This is a genomic window from Lichenihabitans sp. PAMC28606 (assembly GCF_020616535.1).
Taxonomy (GTDB): domain Bacteria; phylum Pseudomonadota; class Alphaproteobacteria; order Rhizobiales; family Beijerinckiaceae; genus Lichenihabitans; species Lichenihabitans psoromatis.
Map to the genome: position 1 here is coordinate 396,107 of NZ_CP085136.1, position 22,226 is coordinate 418,332.

Consider the following 22,226-nt stretch of genomic DNA (forward strand, 5'->3'; position numbering starts at 1 on the left):
CATTAGAAGTCGAAGCTGGTTTGCCGTGCTGGCGCGCGAGGCGGCGCCGCCCCGACCGGATCCTGGACCGATGCATCGTCGTTCGCGACCTTGTTGACCCTCGGCGCGACCGGAAACACCTCAAGCACGTCATCACCCGCAGGGCGCAGCAAAGCGGTTGCTCGCGCCACATCGACCCGATCGACGTCGAGCCACGTCTCGTAATCCTGCTCCTCCAGGATCACCGGCATGCGCGAATGGATCGCCGACATCGCACCATTGGCGTGGGTGGTCACGATACAGGCTGTCTCCATTTCGCTGCCGTCCGCGCCCATCCAGCGTTCGTGCAAGCCCGCAAAGGCCATCGGGCGCCCGTCAGCGCGGCGACAGAGGAACGGCGTCCCGGTCACGCGGGGCTGTATGCGCTGCCATTCGTAGTAGGCATCCGCGATGACGAGACAGCGGCGACGGATCATCGCGGCGCGGAAACTCGGTTTGGCCGCGATCTCTTCGGCGCGCGCGTTGATCAGCAACGGAAACGCGTTCCAATCCTTGACGAAGGACGGCACAAGGCCCCAGCGCACCAGCCGGAAGTGCCGAGCCGGATCACCGATTTGCCGATCGTCCCGGCAGACGATCGGGATCGGTTGGGTCGGCGCGATATTGTATCGCGGCGGAAAGTTCGGCTGCTCGGGGTAGCGGAACCAAGCCCGAACGGCTTCGGGCGGCAGGGTGATGGCGTAACGTCCGCACATGATTTTACACGTGGCCATGTGGCCGGTGCGGCGCAAGGGACGTCATGCGCCGGCCCAGATCGCCTCGGCACCCTCGAGCGCCTCGGCTCCGTCGATGATCGCGGTCGCGAGGCTGGGCGCGGCCGGTGCGATCTGTTCGGCGAAGAAGCGGCAAAGCGTGACCAGGCCGGCCGGGGCATTTGGGTCGCGGCCTGCAGCATGGGCCAACACGGCCAAGGCTGTTCCGCCACGCGCCAATCCGAACAGCCTGAGATAAGACGTGGCTCCCAGCAGCACCTGCGCGGGCGCAGTCGCCAATCGTTTCAACAGAAACTGTGTCGCGGCTTCCAGCGACTCCACCGCATCATGCAGCCGAGCGGCGGTTTGTCCGAAGGCAGTCTCATTGGTGCCGCGAATGAGGGTCACGGCCACCCGCATCTCCGCGATCTCGGCCGCCACGACGGCACCGCCATCGAGCGTGATCTTGCGCTGCACGAGGTCGATCGCCTGAATGCCGTTGGTGCCTTCGTAGATGGCCGCAATCCGCACGTCGCGCATGATTTGCGCCGCGCCGGTATCCTCAATGTAGCCCATGCCGCCATGCACCTGCACGCCGAGCGAGGCGACCTCGTTGGCGATATCGGTCGCGTAAGCCTTGGCGACCGGCGTCAGCAACGCAGCCCTCTTTTGCGCGGTCGCCCGCCCGGCCTCGGGTCCGCGAGCGGCTTGATCGAGCGCGCCGGCAACGAGATGGCACAGCCCCCGCGCCGCAGCCGTTTGCGCCTTCATGGTCAGCAGCATGCGGGCGACATCGGGATGGTCGATGATCAGAATCGGATTGTCGGACGGCGTTGCAAGGCCGCGGCCCTGCCGTCGCGTCTTGGCGAAGGCGATTGCGGTCTGGGTGGCGCGTTCGGCCGCCGCGACACCCTGCAGCCCGACCGCCAGGCGCGCATTGTTCATCATCGTGAACATGCAGGCGAGCCCCCTATGGGGTTCGCCAATCAGCCAGCCGGTCGCGCCACCGTTCTCGCCGAACATCATTGTGCAGGTCGGCGAGCTATGCATGCCGAGTTTATGCTCGATCCCGCCGCAGATCAGGTCGTTCCGGTCGCCCGGGGTGCCGTCCGGCTTAGGGATGAATTTCGGCACCAGAAACAGGGAGATGCCTTGCGTGCCTGGCAACGCATCGGGCAACCGGGCCAGCACCAAGTGGACGATGTTGTCGCTGAGATCGTGCTCGCCATAGGTGATGTAGATCTTCTGCCCGGTGATCCGGTAGGTGCCATCTGCGACCGGTGTGGCGCGGGTTCGCAAAGCCCCGACATCCGATCCGGCTTGTGGCTCCGTGAGGTTCATGGTGCCGGTCCAGGCGCCGGAGACGAGGTTGTGGAGGTAAATTGCTTTCAGTTCGTCCGAGCCATGCCGGTGCAACGCCTCGGTCGCACCCATGGTGAGAACCGGCCCGAGCGCGAAGGAGGCGTTGGCGGCGCTCCAGATTTCAAGGCAGGCCGCATTGACGAGTGTCGGCAAACCCATGCCGCCGAAATCCGCCGGAGCCGCGACACCGTTCCAGCCCCCGTCGCGCCAAGCGCGATAGGCCTGGGACCAACCCGGTGGCGTGACAACCGCACCATCCAGAAGTGTGACGCCGTGCCGATCGCCGATGCGGTCGAGCGGCAGCAGCAGGGTTTCGGCAACGCGGCCGGCTTCGTCCAGAATGGCGTCGGCCGCATCATCGGCGAGGTCGGGATAGAGCCCAGACGCCACACCTTGATCGAGCCCGCCGAGATGCCGCAGCGAGAAGAGGATGTCGGCGACCGGAGCGCGATAGGGCATGCTGATCGTTTCCGCAGGGACGGGTGGGCATCAGCATAGACTTTTGCGTCGAGAGCCGCGAGTGAAGAAGCATGGAACGCGGAGAGAGGATCGACGCATGACGGCGTTCAAGGCCGCCACGACCGCCGCAATCGCGGAGGGCGGCGCTTTCTTGCGCGCGGGTCGGCTCGTCGCCTTCCCGACCGAAACCGTCTACGGCCTCGGCGCGGATGCGCGATCGGATGTCGCAGTGGCGCAAATCTATGCCGCCAAGGGACGGCCGGTCTTCAATCCCCTCATCGCCCACGTGGCGTCGCGAGACTTGGCCGAACGCGAGGGCCGTTTCGACGCGACCGCACGGGCGCTCGCCGATGCCTTCTGGCCGGGACCGCTGACCCTGGTGCTTCCCGTCGCTCCGACCGGCTCGGTCAGCCTGCTGGCCCGGTCCGGGCTCGATAGTGTGGCGCTTCGTATGCCGGCCCATCCGGTTGCGCTGACGCTTCTCAGGGCTGCTGGTTGTCCGGTTGCTGCCCCATCGGCTAACCGATCTGGGCGGATCAGCCCGACCGAAGCCGCGCATGTGATGGCGGATCTCGATGGACGGGTCGATCTGATTCTCGATGGCGGCGCGTGCAGCATCGGGGTCGAGTCCACCATCGTGTCGTGTCTCGATCGCGTCGAGATCCTGCGTCCGGGCGGTTTATCCCGACGCGCCATCGAAGATGTCGTGGGATATCGGATCGACGCCCGTCGCCATGTCGAAACCGCGCCTGTCGCGCCGGGTCTTCTGCTGTCGCATTATGCGCCGCGTGCCGCCGTTCGACTGGGAGTGAGCGACGCCCAGGCAGGTGAGGCCGTGTTGGATTTCGGCGGCCGTCTGGTCGGGCAGGGTGCCGTCACGCTTGATCTTTCGCCGGGCGGCGACCCAGTCGAGGCTGCCGCACATCTCTTTTCTTACTTGCGCCAACTCGATGCCAGTGGCGCCGCGGGGATCGCGGTTGCGCCGATCCCCGACGAAGGCCTTGGCGAGGCGATCAACGACCGGCTTCGTCGTGCCGCGGCGCCGCGCGGCTAGAGGGCAGCGCCCGGGTCTCAATGTGATCCCCGCCGGCTTATTTCTTATCCGGTTGTGACTTGGTCCCGCTCAGCCGGCACGGCGCGAAATTGAAGGTTCAGCGCCTTCATGACTCCCATCAATGTGCTTAGGCGAGGATCACCGGTTGGTGAGAGCGCCTTGTAAAGACCCTCTCGTGTGATTCCTGCTCCCTCTGCGACGTCGGCCATGCCGCGAGCGCGCGCAATCGTTCCCAAGGCGACAGCAATGTATGTCGGATCGCCGGTCTCCAGCGCATCGTTCAAGAGCTCACTTTGAGACTCGGTGGTCGTTGGATAGATGGCGGCGTCGAACTGAACCGTGTGAATTTTAGGCTTTGTCATCGGTCAGTCCCTCCAGCTTTCAGCAAGCGCTTTGGCGAGGTTGACGTCCCGGTGTTGACGGTCCTTGTCACCGCCGCAGAGGAGAACGATCAACGTTCTGCTGCGCCGGATGAAATAGACCCGGTAGCCTGGACCGGTATCGACCCGAAGCTCGCTTCCACCCCATCTCCGACCGGCTTCACGTCACCAAACAAATCAGCCTGTAGTCGTACCAAGCCCTGTGCGATTTTCGCTTTCGCACGCTCATCAGGCAGATCGCTCAGCCAAGGCTGAAAGATTGGCGTCTGTCGAAGCTCCCAAATTGTGAACTATAAGATACATTTCAGAATTTGCAAAAGCCACTCGACGGTCATCCGATCTCGACGACGACACGGCCACGGATCGTCCCGTCGAGAATCGCATGCGCGGTCGGGATGATCTCGTCGAACCCGATCGTCGTCGTCAGCGCTTCGAGCTTCGCAGGATCAAGATCGCGCGCAAGCCGGTCCCAGGCGTCGACGCGGCGCGCTTTCGACGCTGTCACGCTGTTGATCCCGATCAGCGCGACGCCGCGCAGGATAAAGGGCGCGACGGAGGTGGGCAGATCCATACCCTGCGCGAGGCCGCATGCTGCCACCGCTCCCAGCCCTTTCGTCTGTGCCAGCACATTGGCAAGTGTGTGCGACCCAACCGAATCGATGCCTGCAGCATAGAGTTCCTTGCCGAGTGGTCGGCCGGGCGTTGAGAGTTGCGCCCGGTCGATAACGTCGGTTGCGCCGAGCTCCTTAAGATAGGCGCTTTCGTCCAAACGGCCCGTGGAAGCGATCACGGTCCAGCCGGTCTTCGCAAGAATCGCGATCGCGATGGACCCCACGCCGCCGGACGCACCCGTTACGATGGCGGGTCCTTGAGACGGTTCGAGGCCGAATCGCTCCAATGCGATGAGCGACAGCATGGCGGTATAGCCAGCGGTGCCGATCGCCATGGCCTGCGCTGGCGAAAAGCAGGCAGGCAGCGGGATCAGCCAATCGCCCTTGACCCGAGCGCGCTGCGCGTAAGCACCGAGGTGCGTTTCACCGAGGCCCCAGCCGTTCAGCACGACCCGATCGCCCGGCTTAAACTCCGGATCGGCGCTTGCCTCGACCACGCCGGCGAAATCGATGCCGGGGATCATCGGGAAGCGGCGAACAACGGGTGATTTGCCTGTGATCGCAAGCCCATCCTTGTAGTTGACGGTCGAATGCGTCACGCGCACCGTCACATTCCCGTCCATCAGTTCGTGGTCGGCGAAGCTCACGATCTCGACGGCTTGTCCGGTTTCCGTCTTGTCGATGCGAAGCGCCTTGAAGAATTCCGACATGGCCGGCTCCCTGCTGCGATGGGGTGCGGAGAGCGAACCGCAGGCGAAAAGGAAAGCTCTTGTGGTCGGCTCCGTCAATGGCGGGATCTCTCCAATGGAACCTCGGCCGCCGGCGGCCTTGCCGAGGCTCCGCAAAAAGGACATCTTCACCACTCACCTCAGGCGCATCCTGCTCGGGTCGGCGTCGTCGACCTTGGTCGAGCTCGCAATCGGGAAGTTGGCGCTCTTGTCACAAACAAATTGTGGACGTTCTCCTGTCTGGATTCGGCTGTCTCCGCCGATCCGCCGAACTCTGGCGGCGGCGCTCTGCCTGTCGGCCGTGTTCTTTCCCCTCGCCGGCCAAGCGCGTCAGACCATTTCGATCCCGACCCCCTTTGAGGTCGGTGGTAGTTCGGTCGGGAACTATCTGTCGGCGTTGGTGGCCGGTGCTGACCGCGACACGATTGCGGCCGCGACCTTCTTTCGCGAGGCGCTGCGGGCCGACCCGACCAATGCCGAACTGATCGAACGCACCTTCGTGGCGTCGCTCTCGAATGGGGATATCATGGAGGGGGCCGACCTCGCCCGCCGCCTGGTGGCGCGCGATCCGAAGAACAGCCTCGGCCATCTCGTCCTCGGCGTCGAGCAGTTCAAGGCGAAGCATTACGTTGCGGCACGGCGTCAGTTCTCGCAAGGCGCGGTCGGACAGGAGCGCGACGTCACGGCCGCCCTCCTGACGGCCTGGACCTATGCGGGGCAGGGCGACGAGAAAAAGGCGCTAGCGACGCTGGACGGTATTCGTGATTCGAGCTTTGCGCTGTTCAAGGACTACCACGCCGGTTTGATCGCCGACCTTGCCAACGACGTGCCGGAAGCGACGCGTCGGATGAAGGCCGCTTATGCGAGCGACAAGACCATTCTGCGGCTCGTCGATGCCTATGGCCGGTTCTTCGACCGCCACGGCGATGTCGCCGAAGCCCAGCGGGCCTATACCGAATTCGACAAGCTGATGCCGCGTCACCCGATCGTTCTGGCGGCGCTGGCCGACATCAAGGCCGGCAAGACCCTGGCGCCGCTGATCAAGACCCCCGAGGACGGGGCCGCCGAGGTCCTGTACGGGCTTGGCGCTGCCGGAGGTCGACAAGGCGACGAACTCGCCGCGATGGTCTATCTCCGCTTGTCGCTTTATCTCGCGCCGCAGAACGCCCTCGCGACCGTGACGCTTGCCGATATCTTTGGCCGTCTCAAGCAGAACGAGCAGGCCATCGATGTTTATGAGAGCGTGCCGGAAAGCAGCCCATTGCGAAGCAATGCGGACATTCAGACGGGACTGACGTTGGATACGCTGGGTCGTCCCGACGATGCGATCGCGCATCTCGAAGGGATCCTCAAGGACCGGCCAAACGATCTCGATGCCTTGACGACGCTCGGCAACGTGCAACGCGAACAGAAGCGCTTCGCCGATGCGGCCGCGACTTACACCAAGGCGCTGGCACTGCTGTCCCCGACCGACAAGGCGGCTTGGCCGCTGCTTTATTTCCGTGGCATCGCCAACGAGCGGCTGAAGAAATTCGCCGAGGAAGAAGCCGATTTCAAGCAAGCGCTCGAGATCGTGCCCGATCAGCCTTTGGTGCTCAATTACCTCGGCTATTCCTGGATCGATCGCGGCCTGCATCTTGACGAGGCGTTCAAGATGCTGCGTCGGGCCGTCGCGCTGCGGCCGGAAGATGGTTACATTGTCGATAGCCTCGGTTGGGCGCATTACAAGCTCGGCGAATATGATGACGCCGTGAAGGAACTCGAGCGGGCCGTGACGCTGAAGCCGTCCGATCCGACCATCAATGATCACCTCGGCGATGCCTATTGGCGCACCGGGCGAAAGCTCGAGGCGACGTTCCAGTGGAACCATGCGCGCGATCTCAAGCCGGATCCGGAAGACCTGCCAGCGATCGTCAAGAAGATCGCAGATGGTCTTCCTGACCTGGTGAAGCCGACCACGGCCGCCGCGACGCCGATGCCTGTCGAACCTGCGCCTGCGACATCGTCGCCAGCGACACCCGACGCGACTCCTGCTCCCGAGCCTGCGGTCGTCACGCCTGCGCCGATCGCGCCTGCGCCGGCGATGTCCGCCCCGGCGGTCCCGGAAGCTGCCCCGGCGCCGGAGGTGAAGCCCGCTCCTGAGCCGACGGCCATCACGCCGGCCGTCCCGCCCGCCAGCGTTCCGGCTCCCGAGCCGGCAACGCCTGCGGCGGCTCCACCAGCGCCCGCGGAGATCACGCCTCCGACGCCTGCTCCTTCGATCGCTCCCGCAGAACCGGCTGACCCGATCCCCCCTGCCGATCCGGCAAAGCCCGCGGGTGGCTAGAGCTTAGTCCCGAGCGATCATTTCCCGGCTGGCGCATAATGGTCTACAGCCTGTCTTCATGCTGGCTCAAAAGACCGCCGGCCGAAACGGAAGTAGCATCGTGAGTGTCGAAACGCTGATCGTCGCGTCTGACGAAGATGGGATGCGGTTGGACCGCTGGTTCAAGCTGCGCGTGCCGGGTGTCACGGTCGCGCATCTGAACAAGGTCGTGCGGACCGGACAGGTGCGGGTCGATGGCGGTCGTGCCAAGACCTCGACGCGGCTCGTCGAGGGCCAGAAAGTTCGTATTCCCCCGCTCGGCATCACCGCCGAAAGCCTTGCTGCGCCATCGCTTCGGCGCACCAAAGGATCGGAGCAGGATCGGCGCGACGTCGAGGCCATGATCCTCTTCGAGGATCGCGGTCTGATGGTGCTGAATAAACCGTTCGGTCTCGCCGTTCAGGGCGGGTCCGGCACCTATCATCATCTCGACGGCATGCTGGATGCGTTTGCCGATCAGAATGGCGACCGACCGCGCCTCGTCCATCGCCTCGATCGTGATACATCGGGCGTGCTGCTCGTCGCCAAGACGCGAAAGATGGCGGCCGATCTCGGGGCGGTGTTCAAGTCGCGTAACGCCCAGAAAATCTATTGGGCACTGCTCGAAGGCGTGCCGAAGCCGGCACAGGGTCGGATTTCCCTGTTCCTGGCCAAAGGCGAACTCATGGGCGATGCCCGGTCGCAGAAGCCGGGGCGCCCGATCGATCGGGCTCCCCAGGAACGGATGCGGGTCGCCAAACACGGCGAAGAGGACGCGCAGCATTCGGTTACCTATTATACCGTGGTCGACAAGGTTCTGCCGCGCGTCGCCTGGGTGTCGATGAAGCCGATCACTGGCCGCACCCATCAGCTGCGCGCACATGCCGAAGCGATCGGCCATCCGATTGTCGGCGATCCGAAATATAATGGCGGCAGCGGGCCGAACCCGCGCCGAACGGATCCGTTGCGATCGGTTCCGACCGACGTCGAGCAGAAGCTTCACCTTCTGGCGCGCCGACTGGTGCTGCCGAACCCGAGCGGCGGATCGATCGATGTAACTGCCCCGTTGCCGCCGCACATGCAGGCGACCTGGGATTTGTTTGGGTTTGACGTGAAGCAGTATGATCCAATCGACGATGCCCCCGAATGATGAGGCACGGATGACAGGCGACAGTCCAACCGGTTCCGAGCCGACCGCATTCGTTCCAATCGATCCTTACGCCCTCACCCGTCGTGAGGCGGCCGCAACGCAGATCAAGCGCTTCTACAAGCAGGCGACGATCGGGACGCTTGCTGGCGGCCACACGGTTTTGCTGGACGGCAAAGCCGTGAAGACACCCGCGCGGGCCGATCTCAATCTCCCTGGGTCGGAGTTTGCTGCGGTCTTGGCCGACGAGTGGAACCGGCAGGGCGACATCGTACAACCCGGCGACATGCCCCTCACGCGCCTCATCAATTCCGTGATCGATGGGGTCTCGACCCATGCGGACGACGTCCGTGCCGAAATCATCAAATTCGCAGGCACGGATCTTCTGTGCTATCGCGCCGATGAACCTGCGAGCCTCGTCGAGCTTCAGGCGCGCGAGTGGGATCCCGTGATCGCTTGGGCTGGATCTGATCTCGGTGCGCGATTCAATCTGGCGGTCGGCGTCATTCATGTGGCGCAACCGGACGCGACGCTCGAGGCGGTCGCTGCTGCGATCGCGGAAGGGATTGGCAACGGGCGTGAGGCCGCCTTTCGACTTGGCGCCTTGCATGTCGTCACGACGCTGACCGGGTCGGCCATCCTGGCTCTGGCGGTCATGCGCGCGGCATTGACGCCTGACGAAGCATGGCGGAAAGCCCATGTGGACGAGGACTTTCAGATCAGTCGTTGGGGCGAGGACGCCGACGCCGCGGAGCGGCGTGCCTTGCGGTGGCAGGATTTGCAAGCAGCCGCCTTCGTGCTGGCTGCCTTGCGTATTGGCAGCCACGCGCCAATCGACGTGTCAGAACAAGCTTAAGACAAATCCATCGTGACAAAGCAACGATTGCGAAAGCTTACCTATTTGGCCGCGTTTAACCGTCCTTTTGGTTGCTTTTTCTGATTCATGTCTCGTCAACCCGGCGCGATCATTGTGGTGTCACAGAAGACACGGGGACGACGATGACCACGATGAACCATGATGTTTCGACAGCGCTGATGACCGGAAGCGACCTCGCGCCGATCACACCGTTCCCGAACTTCACCGAGAGTGGGTTAAACCGCGTGCGTCAGATGTATGCGGCGCTGGTTCCGACCCGCACCTCGCTTGCGGTGTTATTTGCCCTCGATGCGGCCCAGACGGCGGCAACGGACCAATGGGTGTCGTTCTTCATCGAGACCGCTAGCGCGCAATTGATCTGGGATCAACGGCCCACGGGCGTCTTGAGCGAACAGGACGCGGTCTGGTTGCTGGCACGCTTCGACGAAGCCCCAACCCTGTCGGTCATGGCGCTGCTCGTGCGCGTCGTGGATGAGGCGCACCGGATGCCAACATGGCTCCCGGCCGCCGTTCGCCACCGGGCCGCACTGTTCCGCTCTGCCGCCGCGACCGCAACCGGTCTGACGACCCCGCGTAAGGACGTCGCCTATCTGCGCCTCGTGGCCTGAGCCCGACACGGCTCAAGCGGGCATCGATTTTGAAAAAAGCCTCGGATCTGCCTCAGCAGAGTTCGAGGCTTTTTGGTTCAGGCATGCGTCATGGAGACGATGATGAAGGCCAGGATGACCAGCACCAATCCACCGATGAGCACGTAGCGGACGCCGACATTCGACTTGCCTTGTCGCGCCTCCACTTTGTCGACGCGGATCGGATCCTCAGCCATTATCTACCCCCTGGAGCACCACTGGCGGCTGAGCCGCTTGGTCATTCAACCTTGCGAGAACCTTGGGCATGGCAGGAAGGTTGCGTGCCCGACCGACGTGCGAACGAAGCATCTGACCGGAGGGACCTTTCGTGCCGCTCTATTTCGCTTACGGAAGCAATATGGACGTTGCGGTGATGGCCCGGCAATGCCCGAGCGCGACCGTCATCTCACCAGCCCGCCTCATGGGGCATCGCGTCTTCATCCACGGCTCTGGCCGCGCTTCGGTGCGCCGAAGCCCGACCGCGACAGTACACGGGCTCTTGTGGGACGTACCGCTCGCGGACGTGCCGGCGCTGGATCGGTCTGAAGATGTCGTCGGCGGCTCGTTCACGAAGATCATCCAGCCGGTCGTCAAGCCGCAGGGGACGGCCCGTGCTCTCATCTACGTCGGCCGCTCGCTGGCCGAAGGCACGGCATCCGCCGCTTATCTCGACGCCATGATCGCGGCGGCAAAGACTGCCGGCTTGCCGATGTCCTACGTCACGGGGCTTGCATCGCTCCTGCCGAGAGCCTCTGCGCGTCCCAGGGAGGGAGGGAGTTCGCCTGACACGGGGATTTTGCGTTGCGGACCGGTGGCTGGCGTCCGGCCCCGATTCGCGACGCCGTTTGACCGGGATTGAGTCTCGTCGACGCTCGCGCCGAAGATCGGGGCGAAGGATTGCCGCAACGCGACGTCGACATCGGACATCGTCACCGGCAGGCCGAGATCGACAAGGCTCGTGACCCCGAGGTGAGCGTCCGCGATGCCGCAGGGAACGATGCTTGAGAAATGCTCGAGATCGGGCTCCACATTGATCGAAATGCCGTGAAAGCTGACCCAGCGGCGCAGACGGATGCCGATTGCCGCGATCTTGTCTTCCGCCAGCAGCCCGCTCACGGACGGCGGTTTGTCGGGACGATCCACCCAGACGCCGACGCGGTCTTCGCGGCGCCCCGCCCTGAGGTTAAACGACGCAAGCGTCGCGACGATCCAGTCTTCCAGAGCCGCCACGAAGGCGCGGACGTCGGGACGGCGGCGCTTGAGATCGAGCATCACGTAAGCGACGCGCTGGCCCGGACCATGATAGGTATATTGTCCGCCGCGACCCGTCTGATGGACGGGAAAGCGAGCGGCGATGAGATCGTCCGGCCGGGATGACGTGCCGGCCGTGTAGAGGGCAGGGTGCTCGACCAGCCAAACCCATTCGCTGGCTTCACCCCGCGCGATCGCTTCGGCACGGTGTTCCATGATGGCGACGGCGTCCTCGTAGTCGACTGGACCATCCGTAATTGTCCACCCGACGGCAGGAGCGGGATCGACCGGAAAAAAAGATCCTGCGAGGTCGTCGCGAGTTGGCACGAGTGTTGCCTTTGAGTCACGTGTGGTGCCGACGTGAGGCGACGCCGCAAACAAGTACTTTACTTAAGAGGCAATGCGCCGAAACTCAACAAGTCGCCCAATGCACGCCGCGAAAATGTGGCGACTTTGCCTCAATCCGCCGCCCTCGAATGGCTGCGAAAACTACGACTTTATCCGAAGTGATCGGGCGAAGACGTCATCCCTGCGACACTACGGATACTCATTATTGCCTGTATGTTGAGTCAAAAATAACGAGCGAGTATTTAACCTTTGGATGTGCCATGCCCCAAGTCGCAGGAGCTCTTTCGGATTTCGCTCGATTTTATCAAGAGCGTCGTGACGCCGAGCTGACGCTCTCGGAATATTTGGAGGGTTGCAAGACCGATCCAACCATGTACGCCAGCGCGCCCGAGCGAATTCTGCATGCGATTGGCGCGGCCGAACTGGTCGATACGTCGAAAGATCCGCGACTTGGACGGATCTTCATGAACCGGACTATTCGAGTCTATCCCGCCTTTGCCGAATTCTTCGGCATGGAAGAGACGGTCGAGCGTATCGTCAGCTACTTCCGCCATTCGGCCCAGGGCCTTGAGGAGCGCAAGCAGATCCTCTACCTGCTCGGCCCGGTGGGCGGCGGCAAGTCCTCCCTGGCAGAGCGCCTCAAGGCCTTGATGGAGGTCTGCCCGATTTATGTCCTGAAAGCTGGCGATGAACTCAGCCCCGTGTTCGAGAGCCCGCTCGGCCTGTTCGATCCGGAGCGGATGGGCGACATGCTCGAAGAGCGCTACGGGATTCCACGCCGTCGATTGACCGGGCAGATGAGCCCATGGTGCGTCAAACGTCTGGATGAATTCGGGGGTGATCTGTCCCGCTTCACGGTCGTCAAGGTGCTGCCATCGCGGCTGCGTCAGGTCGCGATCAGCAAGACGGAGCCGGGTGACGAGAACAACCAGGATATCTCGTCGTTGGTCGGCAAGGTCGACATCCGTAAATTGGAGACGCTGAGCCAGAACGATCCCGATGCCTACAGCTACTCGGGCGGCCTCAACCGCTCCAATCAGGGCATGCTCGAGTTCGTCGAGATGTTCAAAGCCCCGATCAAGATGTTGCATCCATTGCTGACTGCGACGCAGGAAGGCAATTACATCGGCACCGAGAATATCGGCGCCATTCCGTTCTCGGGCATGATCATGGCCCATTCGAACGAATCGGAATGGCAGAGCTTCAAGACCAACAAGAACAACGAAGCGTTCATCGACCGGATCTATGTCATCAAGGTTCCGTATTGCCTGCGGGTCACGGAGGAGCAGCGCATCTATGCGAAGCTGATTCGCAGTTCGGAATTGTCAAAGGCGCCATGCGCGCCCTCGACTCTGGAAATGTTGTCGCGGTTCTCGGTTCTGTCGCGGTTGCGTCATCACGAAAATTCGAACCTGTTCTCGAAGATGCGGGTCTACGACGGCGAGAGCCTGCGCGAGGTGGACCCGCGCGCCCGCAGTCTGCAAGAATACAAGGATGCCGGCGGGATCGATGAAGGCATGGATGGGATCTCCACCCGTTTCGCCTTCAAGGTTCTGGCCGCGACCTTCAACCATGACACGGTCGAGGTCGGCGCCGACCCCGTCCACCTGATGTATGTGCTGGAGCAGGCGATCCGCCGCGAACAACTGCCGGCCGATATCGAGAAGCGTTACATCGAATTCATCAAGGCGGAACTCGCGCCGCGATACGCCGAATTTATCGGGCATGAAATTCAGAAGGCCTATCTCGAATCCTACCACGATTACGGCCAGAACCTGTTCGATCGCTACATCGACTATGCCGATGCCTGGATCGAGGATCAGGACTTCAAGGATCCCGATACGGGGCAGTTGTTGAACCGCGAGTCCCTGAATGGTGAGCTGACTAAAATCGAGAAGCCCGCGGGCATCGCCAATCCCAAGGACTTCCGCAACGAAGTGGTTAAATTCGCTCTTCGGTCGCGCGCCGCAAATACCGGCCGTAACCCGTCTTGGACCAGTTACGAAAAAATTCGCGACGTGATCGAACGCCGCATGTTCAGCCAAGTCGAAGAGCTGCTGCCGGTGATCAGCTTTGGCTCGAAGAAGGATAGCGACACAGAAAAGAAGCACGAACAGTTCGTCGACCGGATGATTTCGCGTGGATATACTGAGCGTCAAGTCCGGCGCTTGGTCGAGTGGTATATGCGGGCCAAGCAGGCCAGTTGATCGCAAGTTGGAGCGGACGAGGCTGAATGCATATCGTCGATCGTCGTCTCAACCCAGGTGGAAAGAGCTTCGCTAATCGCCAACGGTTCCTGCGCCGGGCCAAGGAGCAGGTCCAGCGTGCGGTTCGCGACAGCGCCAAAACGCGGGACATCAAGGATCTGGAGCAGGGCGGCGAGGTCACGATCCCGGTCGATGGGATCAGTGAACCCAACCTTCGCCGCCAATCCTCCGGCGGCAAGCGCGACCATATCCTGCCGGGTAACAAGATCTATAACGAGGGTGACCGGCTCGAACGACCGCAATCGCGCAAGGGCGGCGGGTCCGGCGCGGGTGACGGCGGCGGCGGGGATGACAAATTCCGCTTCGTCCTGAGCCGTGAGGAATTTCTCAACATTTTTCTCGACGATCTCGAACTGCCGGATCTCGCCAAACGTCGGCTCTCGGTGACCGAGACACAAGGCATGCGGCGCGCCGGCTATACGGTCTCCGGCTCGCCGGCCAATATCGCGCTGAACCGGACGATGCGGAACGCCATGGCGCGCCGGATCGCTCTGAAACGGCCGACGAGCGCCGAACTCGACCGGCTCGAGGCCGAAGTGGCAGGCCTTGAAGATCTCGGTGCCGCCAGTGCAGACGCGCGACGTGAGGCGCTGACGACGCTGCGGCAGCGACAGGGTCGGACGCCTTATCTCGATCCTATCGATTTGCGCTATCGCCGGTTCGAGCCCTACCCGAAGCCGATCGCCCAGGCGGTCATGTTCTGCATGATGGACGTGTCCGGCTCGATGACCGAGCACATGAAGGATCTGGCCAAGCGTTTCTTCATGCTGATGCACGTGTTTTTGACGCGTCGCTACAAACATGTCGACATCGTCTTCATTCGGCATACGGACAAAGCCGCCGAGGTCGATGAGGAAACCTTCTTCACCAGTGCTGAAACGGGCGGGACTCTGGTGTCCTCCGCACTGGTCGAAATGAAGCGCGTGATCGCCGAGCGCTATAGCCCCGCCGACTGGAACATCTATGGGGCGCAGGTATCGGACGGCGACAACTCCTCGAGTGACGGGGAGCGGACCAAGCTGACGCTGCAGCAGGAGCTGCTCCCGCATTGCCAGTATTTCGCCTACCTTGAGGTGGGCGAGGAATCCGGCACGCGGTTCGGTCCCTCTGCCCAGGGAACCACCTTGTGGCGTACCTACAAGACCGTGCAAAGCTCGGGACGGTTCGCCATGCGACGGGTCCACCAGCGCGGCGATATTTATCCGGTCTTCCGCGAGCTGTTCCAAAAGAATCAGGATGCAACGGCCTCTCAGGCGGTCCCATGACGCTGATCCAAACCAATCGTCTGCTCTATGACGGGACCGACTGGACCTTCGACACGATCCGTCGCATCCACGATGCCGTCGCCGAGATCGCCCACAAGGATCTCGGCCTGAGCACCTACGCCAATCAGATCGAGGTCATCACGGCCGAGCAGATGCTGGATGCCTATGCGTCAACCGGCATGCCGCAACTCTACAAACATTGGTCTTTCGGCAAACATTTCGCCCAACACGAGACCGGCTATCGCCACGGCTACATGGGGCTGGCCTACGAGATCGTCATCAACTCCGACCCCTGCATCAGCTACATCATGGAGGAAAACTCCGCCACGATGCAGTGTTTGGTGATCGCTCATGCGGCCTTCGGGCATAATCACTTCTTCAAGAATAATTACCTCTTCCAGCAATGGACGGATGCAGAGGGCATTCTCGATTATCTGACCTTCGCCAAACGTTACATTGCCGAATGCGAAGAACGGTATGGGCAAGCGGCCGTCGAGCGTGTGCTCGATGCGGCGCATGCGCTGCAGGCGCAAGGGGTGCATCGATACCCGCGCAAGAAGCCGCTGAACTTGATGAGCGAAGAGCTGCGCGAGCGGGATCGCGAGCGTCAGCGCGAGGAGATGTTCAACGACCTGTGGCGCACTGTGCCGAGCAAGACGGCGCCAAGCGGCAAGGATCTTTCGGAGAGCCGTCGGCGCGCGATGCTGGATTTGCCGCAGGAAAATCTGCTGCATTTTCTCGAAAAAAGCGCGCCGCGTCTGCGACCCTGGCAGCGGGAAATTCTCCGCATCGTGCGCTTGGTGGCGCAATATTTTTATCCGCAGCGACAGACCAAGGTGATGAACGAGGGCTGCGCGACCTACTGCCACTACCAGATCATGTCGCGGCTGCATGCGAATGGGCAGATCACTGACGGGTCGTTTCTGGAATTCCTGCAATCCCATACCAACGTGGTGCGGCAGCCGACCTTCGAAAGCCAGCATTACAACGGCATCAACCCCTATGCGCTCGGCTTCGATATGATGAGCGACATCGAGCGAATCGTCACGGAGCCGTCGGAAGAAGACCGCGAATGGTTCCCCGATCTTGCCGGAACCGGGGATGTGATGGCCGTGCTGCGCGACACCTGGGCCAATTACCGGGACGAGAGCTTCATCACCCAATTCATGAGCCCGCGCCTCATTCGAAACTGGCGGTTGTTCCACATCGCCGATCATCCCGACGAAGAGGATTTGAAGGTTGCGGCCATCCACAACGAGCGCGGCTATCGCGCTCTGCGGCGGTCCTTGGCGCGCCAATATGACGTCGCCTGGACCGATCCCGACATCCAGGTGATCGACGTCGATCTCGCAGGAGACCGCAAGTTGATCGTCCACCACAATGTTCTCGACGGCATTCTCTTGCAACCGGGCGACTGCCGCAGCGTGCTGCAGCATCTCGCCGATCTGTGGGGCTACGGCGTAATCTTGCGAGAGGTCGAGGAGGCGAGCGGCACGGTGCTGGCGGAACATCAAGCCAGCCCGCGCACAGGTGTCGCGTAAAGCCACTCCGATCTTTTCCACCGCGCCGCTCGAAGCGTCCTTGCATCGCGGAAAGGGATTTGTTACTTCACGCGCCTTGCCGAAGACGGGTTCGCCCGCTTCGTCATTGCGGCCATGGCGGAATTGGTAGACGCGCTAGCTTGAGGTGCTAGTTTCCGAAAGGACGTGGAGGTTCGAGTCCTCTTGGCCGCACCACACTCAACCAAGAGTGTATTGTTATCCCACAAGTCGAAAAGCTAGTGCAGCGCTTGGCGCCCTTTCATTCGGCGCCGCGAGTGAAAGCGAGCGCAGGCTTGAAGTCGATCGCCATGCGGACGTGCGGCGACACGGCCCATTCAGCGTGAGTTCATGGCGCTCCTTTAGGATTGAGCAATCGGACGTCGCGGCCAGATCGCCGGCGACCGAAGTCCTCGTCTTTCATTGGCTGGGCTCTGATCGACAGTCAGGCCAGCCCTACAGGAGATTGTCATGCTCAGACTATCGAAGCTCGCTGTCGTTGCGGCCCTCGCCTTCAGCGGTGTCGCGGTCCAATCGCTTGAGGCGTCGGCAATGCCGGTTGGCACCGATCTCGCCACCACGGCCCATGCGGAGGATGTTTCGGGGGTCCAGCAGACAGGCTGGCGTGGCCATTATGGCTGGCATCGCCATTACGGCTGGCGTCGTCACTATGGGTGGCATCGGCACTATGGCTGGCACCGTCCCTACGGCTTTCGCCACCATCATCGTTGGTAAGACACGGTCCTCGTAAAGGATCGAAGGCCGGAGCGCGCGCTCCGGCCTTTTTTATCGAAGCGGGACGCCCGGGAGGGGATCGTCGGCTACAGGCGCCGCCGGCCTGGCGGTTTCGCTCGTTGAGAGGGACGGTTTGGCGACCCCGGTAGGGGTGGCCTGAGCTGGGCGCGCGCGCAGCAATTTCGGCATCAGCGCCGCCACCGTCTTCTCGGTTTCGGAGGACCACCCCGCAGGCGCGCTCCTGAGGACTGTCGGACCCTGTCCCGGTTTGATCGCGACGATGTGGTAGCCGCCTTTCTTTAACGCCGTCAGTAGGGACGGCAGCATGACTGCCGTCTGCTCCTTCACGTCATGCAGCAGGATGATGCCGCGGCCTTGCGCGTTGAGCCGATCCATGAGCAGCCCGAGTTCGGCATCGGGGGTCTGTTTGACCCAGTCGGACGCCCAGAGATCCGCGCCGAAAACCGCGACATGGCGGTCGGCCAGCCATGCCATCAGCGGCGGCGTGTCGGCGAAGCCCGGAAAGCGAAAGAATGGAACGCGCGGCGCCTGATCGGCCGAGCCATAAGCCGCTTTGTCGTCGGCCGCGAAGCCATGTTGAATATCGGCTTTCGCCTGCGCCTCCGTCAGGCCCCGCTCCGTGACCTCGGGGTGCGACCACGTATGATGCCCAACGCTATCGCCATCCGCGATCTCGCGCTTTACCAGGGCGGGAGCCGCCTGCGCGTTCCGCCCGATGAGGAAGAAGGTGGCGCGCACACATTCATGTTCCAGCGCCTCCAACACCCTCGGCGTGGTCTTGGGCGAGGGGCCGTCGTCGAACGTCAGAACGACCTCATGGTCTTGCAGATCGAGCGTCTGCGGGTAAGTTTTCAACCCAACCGCGATCGGGACCGACGGATCGATCAAGATGTCGCGGGTCGTGCCCAGCGCGGCCGGGTTGCCGGGGCAGGAGAGAGTTGGGCTGGCCTTTTGGGGCTCGGCCCAGACGACGGCAGGCGACAGAACGGCCACGAGGGCCATGATCACAGAGAGGCAAAGGCGCATCCGCTTCCTCTCGCGGCGGCTTGCGGCATTGTAATGGCGTTTTCGCTGGATCGGCGCCATCCTGGACGGACGGAAAGCATTGGTGGCTTGTTAAGCGCTCGTTACCAAGTCACAGCTAATTGTTCCTTTAGGGCGTGGCTTGTCGTTTCGCAGGTCGCGCCATCGTCGAGGACCGGACGTCGATTCTGCGGAGAGCCACTATGGCCATCCGCGTGATCGTCAGTCCGTGGAAGTTCGGGCTGCGAGCCGCTATGGGCATCATCAAGTTTCTGGCCGCGACGATGGCGGCCATCAGTCTAGCGGGATGCGCCGCCACGGTCGGTTCGCTCGACGCAACCGATCTACCTCACCCGACGGACTATTCGGTGCACGGCATCGACGTGTCGAAATATCAGGGCAAGATCGACTGGGATCGCGTCAAGAGCTCGGGCGTGCGCTTCGCCTGGATCAAGGCCACCGAAGGGGGCGATCACGTCGACTCCCGGTTCTTCGAAAATTGGGAGAATGCCAAGGCGGCGGGCGTCAAGCGGGGCGCTTATCACTTCGTCTACTGGTGCCGACCATGGCAGGAGGAGATCGCCTTCTTCGAGCGCGTCGCGCCCGTCGAGCCGGATGCGCTCCCGCCGGTGCTCGATGTCGAGGCTACCCCGACCTCAAAGAGCTGCAAACGCACCCTTTATCGGGACGAGGTCGTGGCCCAAATGCGGCAGATGCTCGCTGAAATGGAACGACATTTCGGCAAAAAGCCGGTGATCTACACCACGGTCGATTTCTACGCCGGGATCTTGCAGAATCACGCGCTCGAGGATTACCCGATCTGGGTTCGCAGCACGAAATATTTCCCGTCGATCAAATACGGAAACCGGCGCTGGCATTTCTGGCAATACCAGTCCGATGGTCACATCGACGGAATTGAAGGCAAGGTCGACCGCAACGCCTTTTTCGGCACGGCCGAGCAGTGGCAGGATTTTACGCGCGGTCGCAATCTGCTCGAGTTGGCCAGGAACTAACCGCGCTGGCGTCAGCGCTAGAGGCCCTTGCTGTTGCCGGACGTGATGTCGAACTTGATCGCGGCGCCATCCTGATCGATGGCGCTGCCGCTGCTGCCGGTGACCTCAAAGGCCGAACAGCTATGGTCGTCGTCCTCGGGGAAATCGAAGCAGACGCGCTCGCCCTGAACCGCCCAGGTGCCGGTCGAGAGGCCGTTCTGGTCGACATATCTGACCTTGCCGCCCGCATCGAAATATTGGGAAAACATCTCATCGCCCGACCGGCCCGAGATGGTGTTGCCGACGAGAGCCTTCCAGGCCGAAAGGCCGGTCAGCTTTTCGGCCGCTGAAGGCGCGGTGGCCGCCGAGGGCGCGGCAGTTGTTGCTGTCGGCGCCGCAACGGCCGGTGCGTCGGCCTGAGCCAAAGCCGACGACGTCAATCCGAGCGCAAGGCTGAATGCCGTTGCGAGACCGAGGGAGAGGCGAAGGCGGGACTGCATGGATGGATGCTCCGTTGAAAGTTGGCCGGATCTTCACCGGCTTCCGATGACGTTATGTCGACAGGGGTGTCATGCTTCTGGTCTCGGCAAGCTCCCGACGCGGAACGGCGCTGACCGTCGCGACGAGAGTGTCGGTCTGAAGCTCGAACAACCGACGATACAGCCCATCGACGCGTCCCAGCAGGGTCGCATGAGTGCCGTCTTCCGCGATGCGGCCCCGATCGAACACGAGGATCCGATCCAGCGACCGCACGGTCGACAGGCGGTGGGCGATCACGAGCGCGGTGCGTCCCAACATCAAGCGGCCGATCGCTTCCTGGATCAATCGTTCCGATTCGGAATCGAGGCTCGATGTCGCCTCGTCGAGAATCAGCAACGGGGCGTCCGCCAGAAAGGCCCGGGCGATGGCGATGCGCTGCCGCTCGCCGCCCGAGAGCTTCACGCCACGCTCACCGACCAGGGTTGCATAACCAAGCGGCAGCCGGTCGATGAACTCCGCCGCATTCGCCAGTTGGGCGGCGTGGCGGATCATCGCGGCGCTCGCGCCGGGACGCGCATAGGCGATGTTCTCGGCCAGGGAGCGATGAAACAGGATGGGCTCCTGCGGCACGATGGCGATCTGCTGACGTAACGAGCTTTGGGTCGTGTCCGCCACATCCTGCCCGTCGATCAGCACGCGGCCACCGGTCACGTCGTAGAGCCGCTGGATCAGCTTGACGAAGGTGGTTTTCCCCGAGCCCGAATGGCCGACGAGGCCCACCCGCTCTCCGGCCCTGATCGTCACCGACAGATCATCATAAAGCGGAGTCGCGTGAACACCGTAGCGGAACGTCACGTGCTGGAATTGAATTTCCGCAGCCGAGATCGTCATCGGCGCGGCATCGGGCTTGTCGGCAAGGCCCAGCGGCTCGTCATGCAGGGCGACGAGTTCCTCCATATCGTTGACGGAGCGCTGGAATTGATTCACGTGCTGGCCGACGTCGCGCAGATAACCCTGCACCACGAAATAGGTGGTCAGCACGTAGGTCACGTCGCCGGGGCTGGCGCGGCCCTGCCACCACAACAGCAGCGCGACAGCCGTGAGCGACGTCCGCACGATCCAGAGCAGGGCGAGTTGCAAGGTGCCGCTTGCGGTATGCCGGATCCAGGTGCGCTGGGTTCGCTTGATCCACTTGGCGACGATGCTCGTGAAGCGGCTGTCCTCGCGCGCCTCCGCCCCAAAGGCTTTCACAACTGCGTTGCAGCCGAGCGCGTCAGCCAGCGTGCCGCCGAGGCGCGTGTCGACGGCATTCGAGAGCCGTGCGGCGGGAGCGATGTACCGCGTCGCGAGCAGAATCGTCAGCGCCACATAGACGATCGTGCCCAGCGCCATGACAAGGCCGAGCACGGGCCACTGCCATCCAAGCAGCAGGATCGTGCCCACCAGCACGACGCATGACGGCCAGAGCGCAAGAAGAAGCACGTCGTCGATCATGTCGACCGCCGCCATGGCCCGAGTGATCTTCCGCACGGTCGAGCCCGCGAAGGTGCCGGCGTGCCAATCGGTCGAGAAGCGTTGGACGCGATGGAAGGCGTCGACACCCATGTCCGACATGATTCGCAGACTGAGCGGAATGACCGCGCTCCACGCCACATGGCGCAGCCCGACCACGACGAGACCAAGCCCTGCCATGAGCGCGAAGATCTCGATCACCTCGGAGGCGGCCAGCGCCCGGTCATTTCCGGCACGTGTCAGAGCGTCGACGAGGCGGCCCGCAAAGAGCGGCACCACGATCTCGGCGAGCGTAGCCGCTGCGATCGCTCCCGTCACAAGCGCCAGCAGCGGCTTGCGACGTGACCAATGCCGAAACATAAAGACCAACACGGGCCCGATCGCGGACCCCCGCCGCTTGCGGCGATGTTTAACCATGGGACGTTTCGGCGCTGATCGCGCCGTCCCTCTTGTGAGACCATCACGGTCTCGAACG

At 62.7% G+C, this 22,226-nt stretch carries 20 protein-coding genes, 1 tRNA gene and 1 pseudogene; 12 read left to right on the forward strand and 10 right to left on the reverse strand.

Going from position 1 to position 22,226, the window contains the following annotated elements; genetic code table 11:
* Window positions 1–2: 2 nt before the first annotated feature.
* Window positions 3–734 carry an SOS response-associated peptidase gene (locus LGH83_RS01820; protein ID WP_227400394.1) on the reverse strand — a complete coding sequence of 244 codons (732 nt, stop codon included), beginning with the start codon at window positions 732–734 and terminating at the stop codon, window positions 3–5.
* Between the two features lie 42 nt (window positions 735–776).
* A complete protein-coding gene (locus LGH83_RS01825) occupies window positions 777–2,552 on the reverse strand; it encodes an acyl-CoA dehydrogenase (protein WP_227400395.1) in 1,776 nt (591 codons plus the stop codon).
* Window positions 2,553–2,649: 97 nt separating this feature from the next.
* Between LGH83_RS01825 and LGH83_RS01830 the strand changes: the two genes are divergently transcribed.
* Window positions 2,650–3,606, forward strand: coding sequence for an L-threonylcarbamoyladenylate synthase (locus tag LGH83_RS01830; protein ID WP_227400396.1), 957 nt, complete (start codon window positions 2,650–2,652; stop codon window positions 3,604–3,606).
* A 44-nt stretch (window positions 3,607–3,650) separates the two neighbouring features.
* On the opposite strand, the gene LGH83_RS01835 is transcribed toward LGH83_RS01830, so the two are convergent.
* The 3 genes from LGH83_RS01835 to LGH83_RS01845 all read right to left on the reverse strand — a co-directional run bounded on the left by LGH83_RS01835 (window position 3,651) and on the right by LGH83_RS01845 (window position 5,307).
* Window positions 3,651–3,968: an addiction module antidote protein gene (locus LGH83_RS01835; RefSeq protein ID WP_227400397.1), complete on the reverse strand. Its 318-nt coding sequence runs from the start codon at window positions 3,966–3,968 to the stop codon at window positions 3,651–3,653.
* Window positions 3,969–3,971: 3 nt separating this feature from the next.
* Window positions 3,972–4,079: a hypothetical protein gene (locus LGH83_RS20015; protein ID WP_319799650.1), complete on the reverse strand. Its 108-nt coding sequence runs from the start codon at window positions 4,077–4,079 to the stop codon at window positions 3,972–3,974.
* A gap of 238 nt (window positions 4,080–4,317) precedes the next feature.
* On the reverse strand, window positions 4,318–5,307 hold the full coding sequence (locus LGH83_RS01845; protein WP_227400398.1) for an MDR family oxidoreductase: 990 nt from the start codon (window positions 5,305–5,307) through the stop codon (window positions 4,318–4,320).
* Between the two features lie 226 nt (window positions 5,308–5,533).
* Here LGH83_RS01845 and LGH83_RS19910 point away from each other — a divergent pair, with 226 nt between their 5' ends.
* The 4 genes from LGH83_RS19910 to LGH83_RS01870 all read left to right on the forward strand — a co-directional run bounded on the left by LGH83_RS19910 (window position 5,534) and on the right by LGH83_RS01870 (window position 10,301).
* Entirely contained in the window at window positions 5,534–7,651 is a 2,118-nt protein-coding gene (locus LGH83_RS19910; protein WP_264479128.1) for a tetratricopeptide repeat protein, read from the forward strand.
* Window positions 7,652–7,751: 100 nt separating this feature from the next.
* Complete coding sequence (locus LGH83_RS01860) at window positions 7,752–8,819, forward strand: RluA family pseudouridine synthase (protein WP_227400399.1); 1,068 nt, start codon at window positions 7,752–7,754, stop codon at window positions 8,817–8,819.
* A gap of 10 nt (window positions 8,820–8,829) precedes the next feature.
* On the forward strand, window positions 8,830–9,672 hold the full coding sequence (locus LGH83_RS01865; RefSeq protein WP_227400400.1) for an ATP12 family chaperone protein: 843 nt from the start codon (window positions 8,830–8,832) through the stop codon (window positions 9,670–9,672).
* Window positions 9,673–9,824: 152 nt separating this feature from the next.
* Window positions 9,825–10,301: a hypothetical protein gene (locus tag LGH83_RS01870; RefSeq protein WP_131194124.1), complete on the forward strand. Its 477-nt coding sequence runs from the start codon at window positions 9,825–9,827 to the stop codon at window positions 10,299–10,301.
* Between the two features lie 77 nt (window positions 10,302–10,378).
* Here the strand turns inward: LGH83_RS01870 and LGH83_RS01875 are convergent, their stop codons facing one another.
* The gene (locus LGH83_RS01875; RefSeq protein ID WP_165491145.1) at window positions 10,379–10,516 is read right to left on the reverse strand and encodes a hypothetical protein; all 138 of its coding nucleotides are present in this window, start codon (window positions 10,514–10,516) and stop codon (window positions 10,379–10,381) included.
* Between the two features lie 176 nt (window positions 10,517–10,692).
* Between LGH83_RS01875 and LGH83_RS01880 the strand changes: the two genes are divergently transcribed.
* A complete protein-coding gene (locus LGH83_RS01880; RefSeq protein ID WP_319799651.1) occupies window positions 10,693–11,178 on the forward strand; it encodes a gamma-glutamylcyclotransferase in 486 nt (161 codons plus the stop codon).
* Between the two features lie 17 nt (window positions 11,179–11,195).
* Here LGH83_RS01880 and lipB read toward each other — a convergent pair.
* Window positions 11,196–11,897, reverse strand: a pseudogene (lipB, locus tag LGH83_RS01885) (lipoyl(octanoyl) transferase LipB); the annotation flags it as partial.
* Window positions 11,898–12,178: 281 nt separating this feature from the next.
* Here lipB and LGH83_RS01890 point away from each other — a divergent pair.
* The 5 genes from LGH83_RS01890 to LGH83_RS01910 all read left to right on the forward strand — a co-directional run bounded on the left by LGH83_RS01890 (window position 12,179) and on the right by LGH83_RS01910 (window position 17,723).
* A complete protein-coding gene (locus LGH83_RS01890) occupies window positions 12,179–14,125 on the forward strand; it encodes a PrkA family serine protein kinase (RefSeq protein ID WP_227401689.1) in 1,947 nt (648 codons plus the stop codon).
* A 26-nt stretch (window positions 14,126–14,151) separates the two neighbouring features.
* Window positions 14,152–15,450 (forward strand): YeaH/YhbH family protein, encoded by a 1,299-nt coding sequence (locus tag LGH83_RS01895; RefSeq protein WP_227400401.1) that lies wholly within the window; start codon window positions 14,152–14,154, stop codon window positions 15,448–15,450.
* On the forward strand, window positions 15,447–16,991 hold the full coding sequence (locus tag LGH83_RS01900) for a SpoVR family protein (protein WP_227400402.1): 1,545 nt from the start codon (window positions 15,447–15,449) through the stop codon (window positions 16,989–16,991). Before LGH83_RS01895 ends, LGH83_RS01900 begins: the two co-directional genes overlap by 4 nt.
* Window positions 16,992–17,099: 108 nt before the next feature.
* A tRNA-Leu gene (locus LGH83_RS01905) sits at window positions 17,100–17,186 on the forward strand.
* A gap of 273 nt (window positions 17,187–17,459) precedes the next feature.
* Window positions 17,460–17,723: a hypothetical protein gene (locus LGH83_RS01910; protein WP_227400403.1), complete on the forward strand. Its 264-nt coding sequence runs from the start codon at window positions 17,460–17,462 to the stop codon at window positions 17,721–17,723.
* A gap of 51 nt (window positions 17,724–17,774) precedes the next feature.
* Here LGH83_RS01910 and LGH83_RS01915 read toward each other — a convergent pair whose 3' ends face one another.
* Window positions 17,775–18,770: a polysaccharide deacetylase family protein gene (locus LGH83_RS01915; protein WP_227400404.1), complete on the reverse strand. Its 996-nt coding sequence runs from the start codon at window positions 18,768–18,770 to the stop codon at window positions 17,775–17,777.
* 200 nt (window positions 18,771–18,970) lie between these two features.
* Between LGH83_RS01915 and LGH83_RS01920 the strand changes: the two genes are divergently transcribed.
* Window positions 18,971–19,780, forward strand: a complete 810-nt coding sequence (locus LGH83_RS01920) for a glycoside hydrolase family 25 protein (protein ID WP_227400405.1) — start codon at window positions 18,971–18,973, stop codon at window positions 19,778–19,780.
* 17 nt (window positions 19,781–19,797) lie between these two features.
* On the opposite strand, the gene LGH83_RS01925 is transcribed toward LGH83_RS01920, so the two are convergent.
* Both LGH83_RS01925 and LGH83_RS01930 read right to left on the reverse strand, forming a co-directional pair.
* Complete coding sequence (locus LGH83_RS01925; RefSeq protein WP_227400406.1) at window positions 19,798–20,259, reverse strand: hypothetical protein; 462 nt, start codon at window positions 20,257–20,259, stop codon at window positions 19,798–19,800.
* Between the two features lie 52 nt (window positions 20,260–20,311).
* The gene (locus LGH83_RS01930) at window positions 20,312–22,168 is read right to left on the reverse strand and encodes an ABC transporter ATP-binding protein (protein ID WP_227400407.1); all 1,857 of its coding nucleotides are present in this window, start codon (window positions 22,166–22,168) and stop codon (window positions 20,312–20,314) included.
* Between the last annotated feature and the right edge of the window lie 58 nt (window positions 22,169–22,226).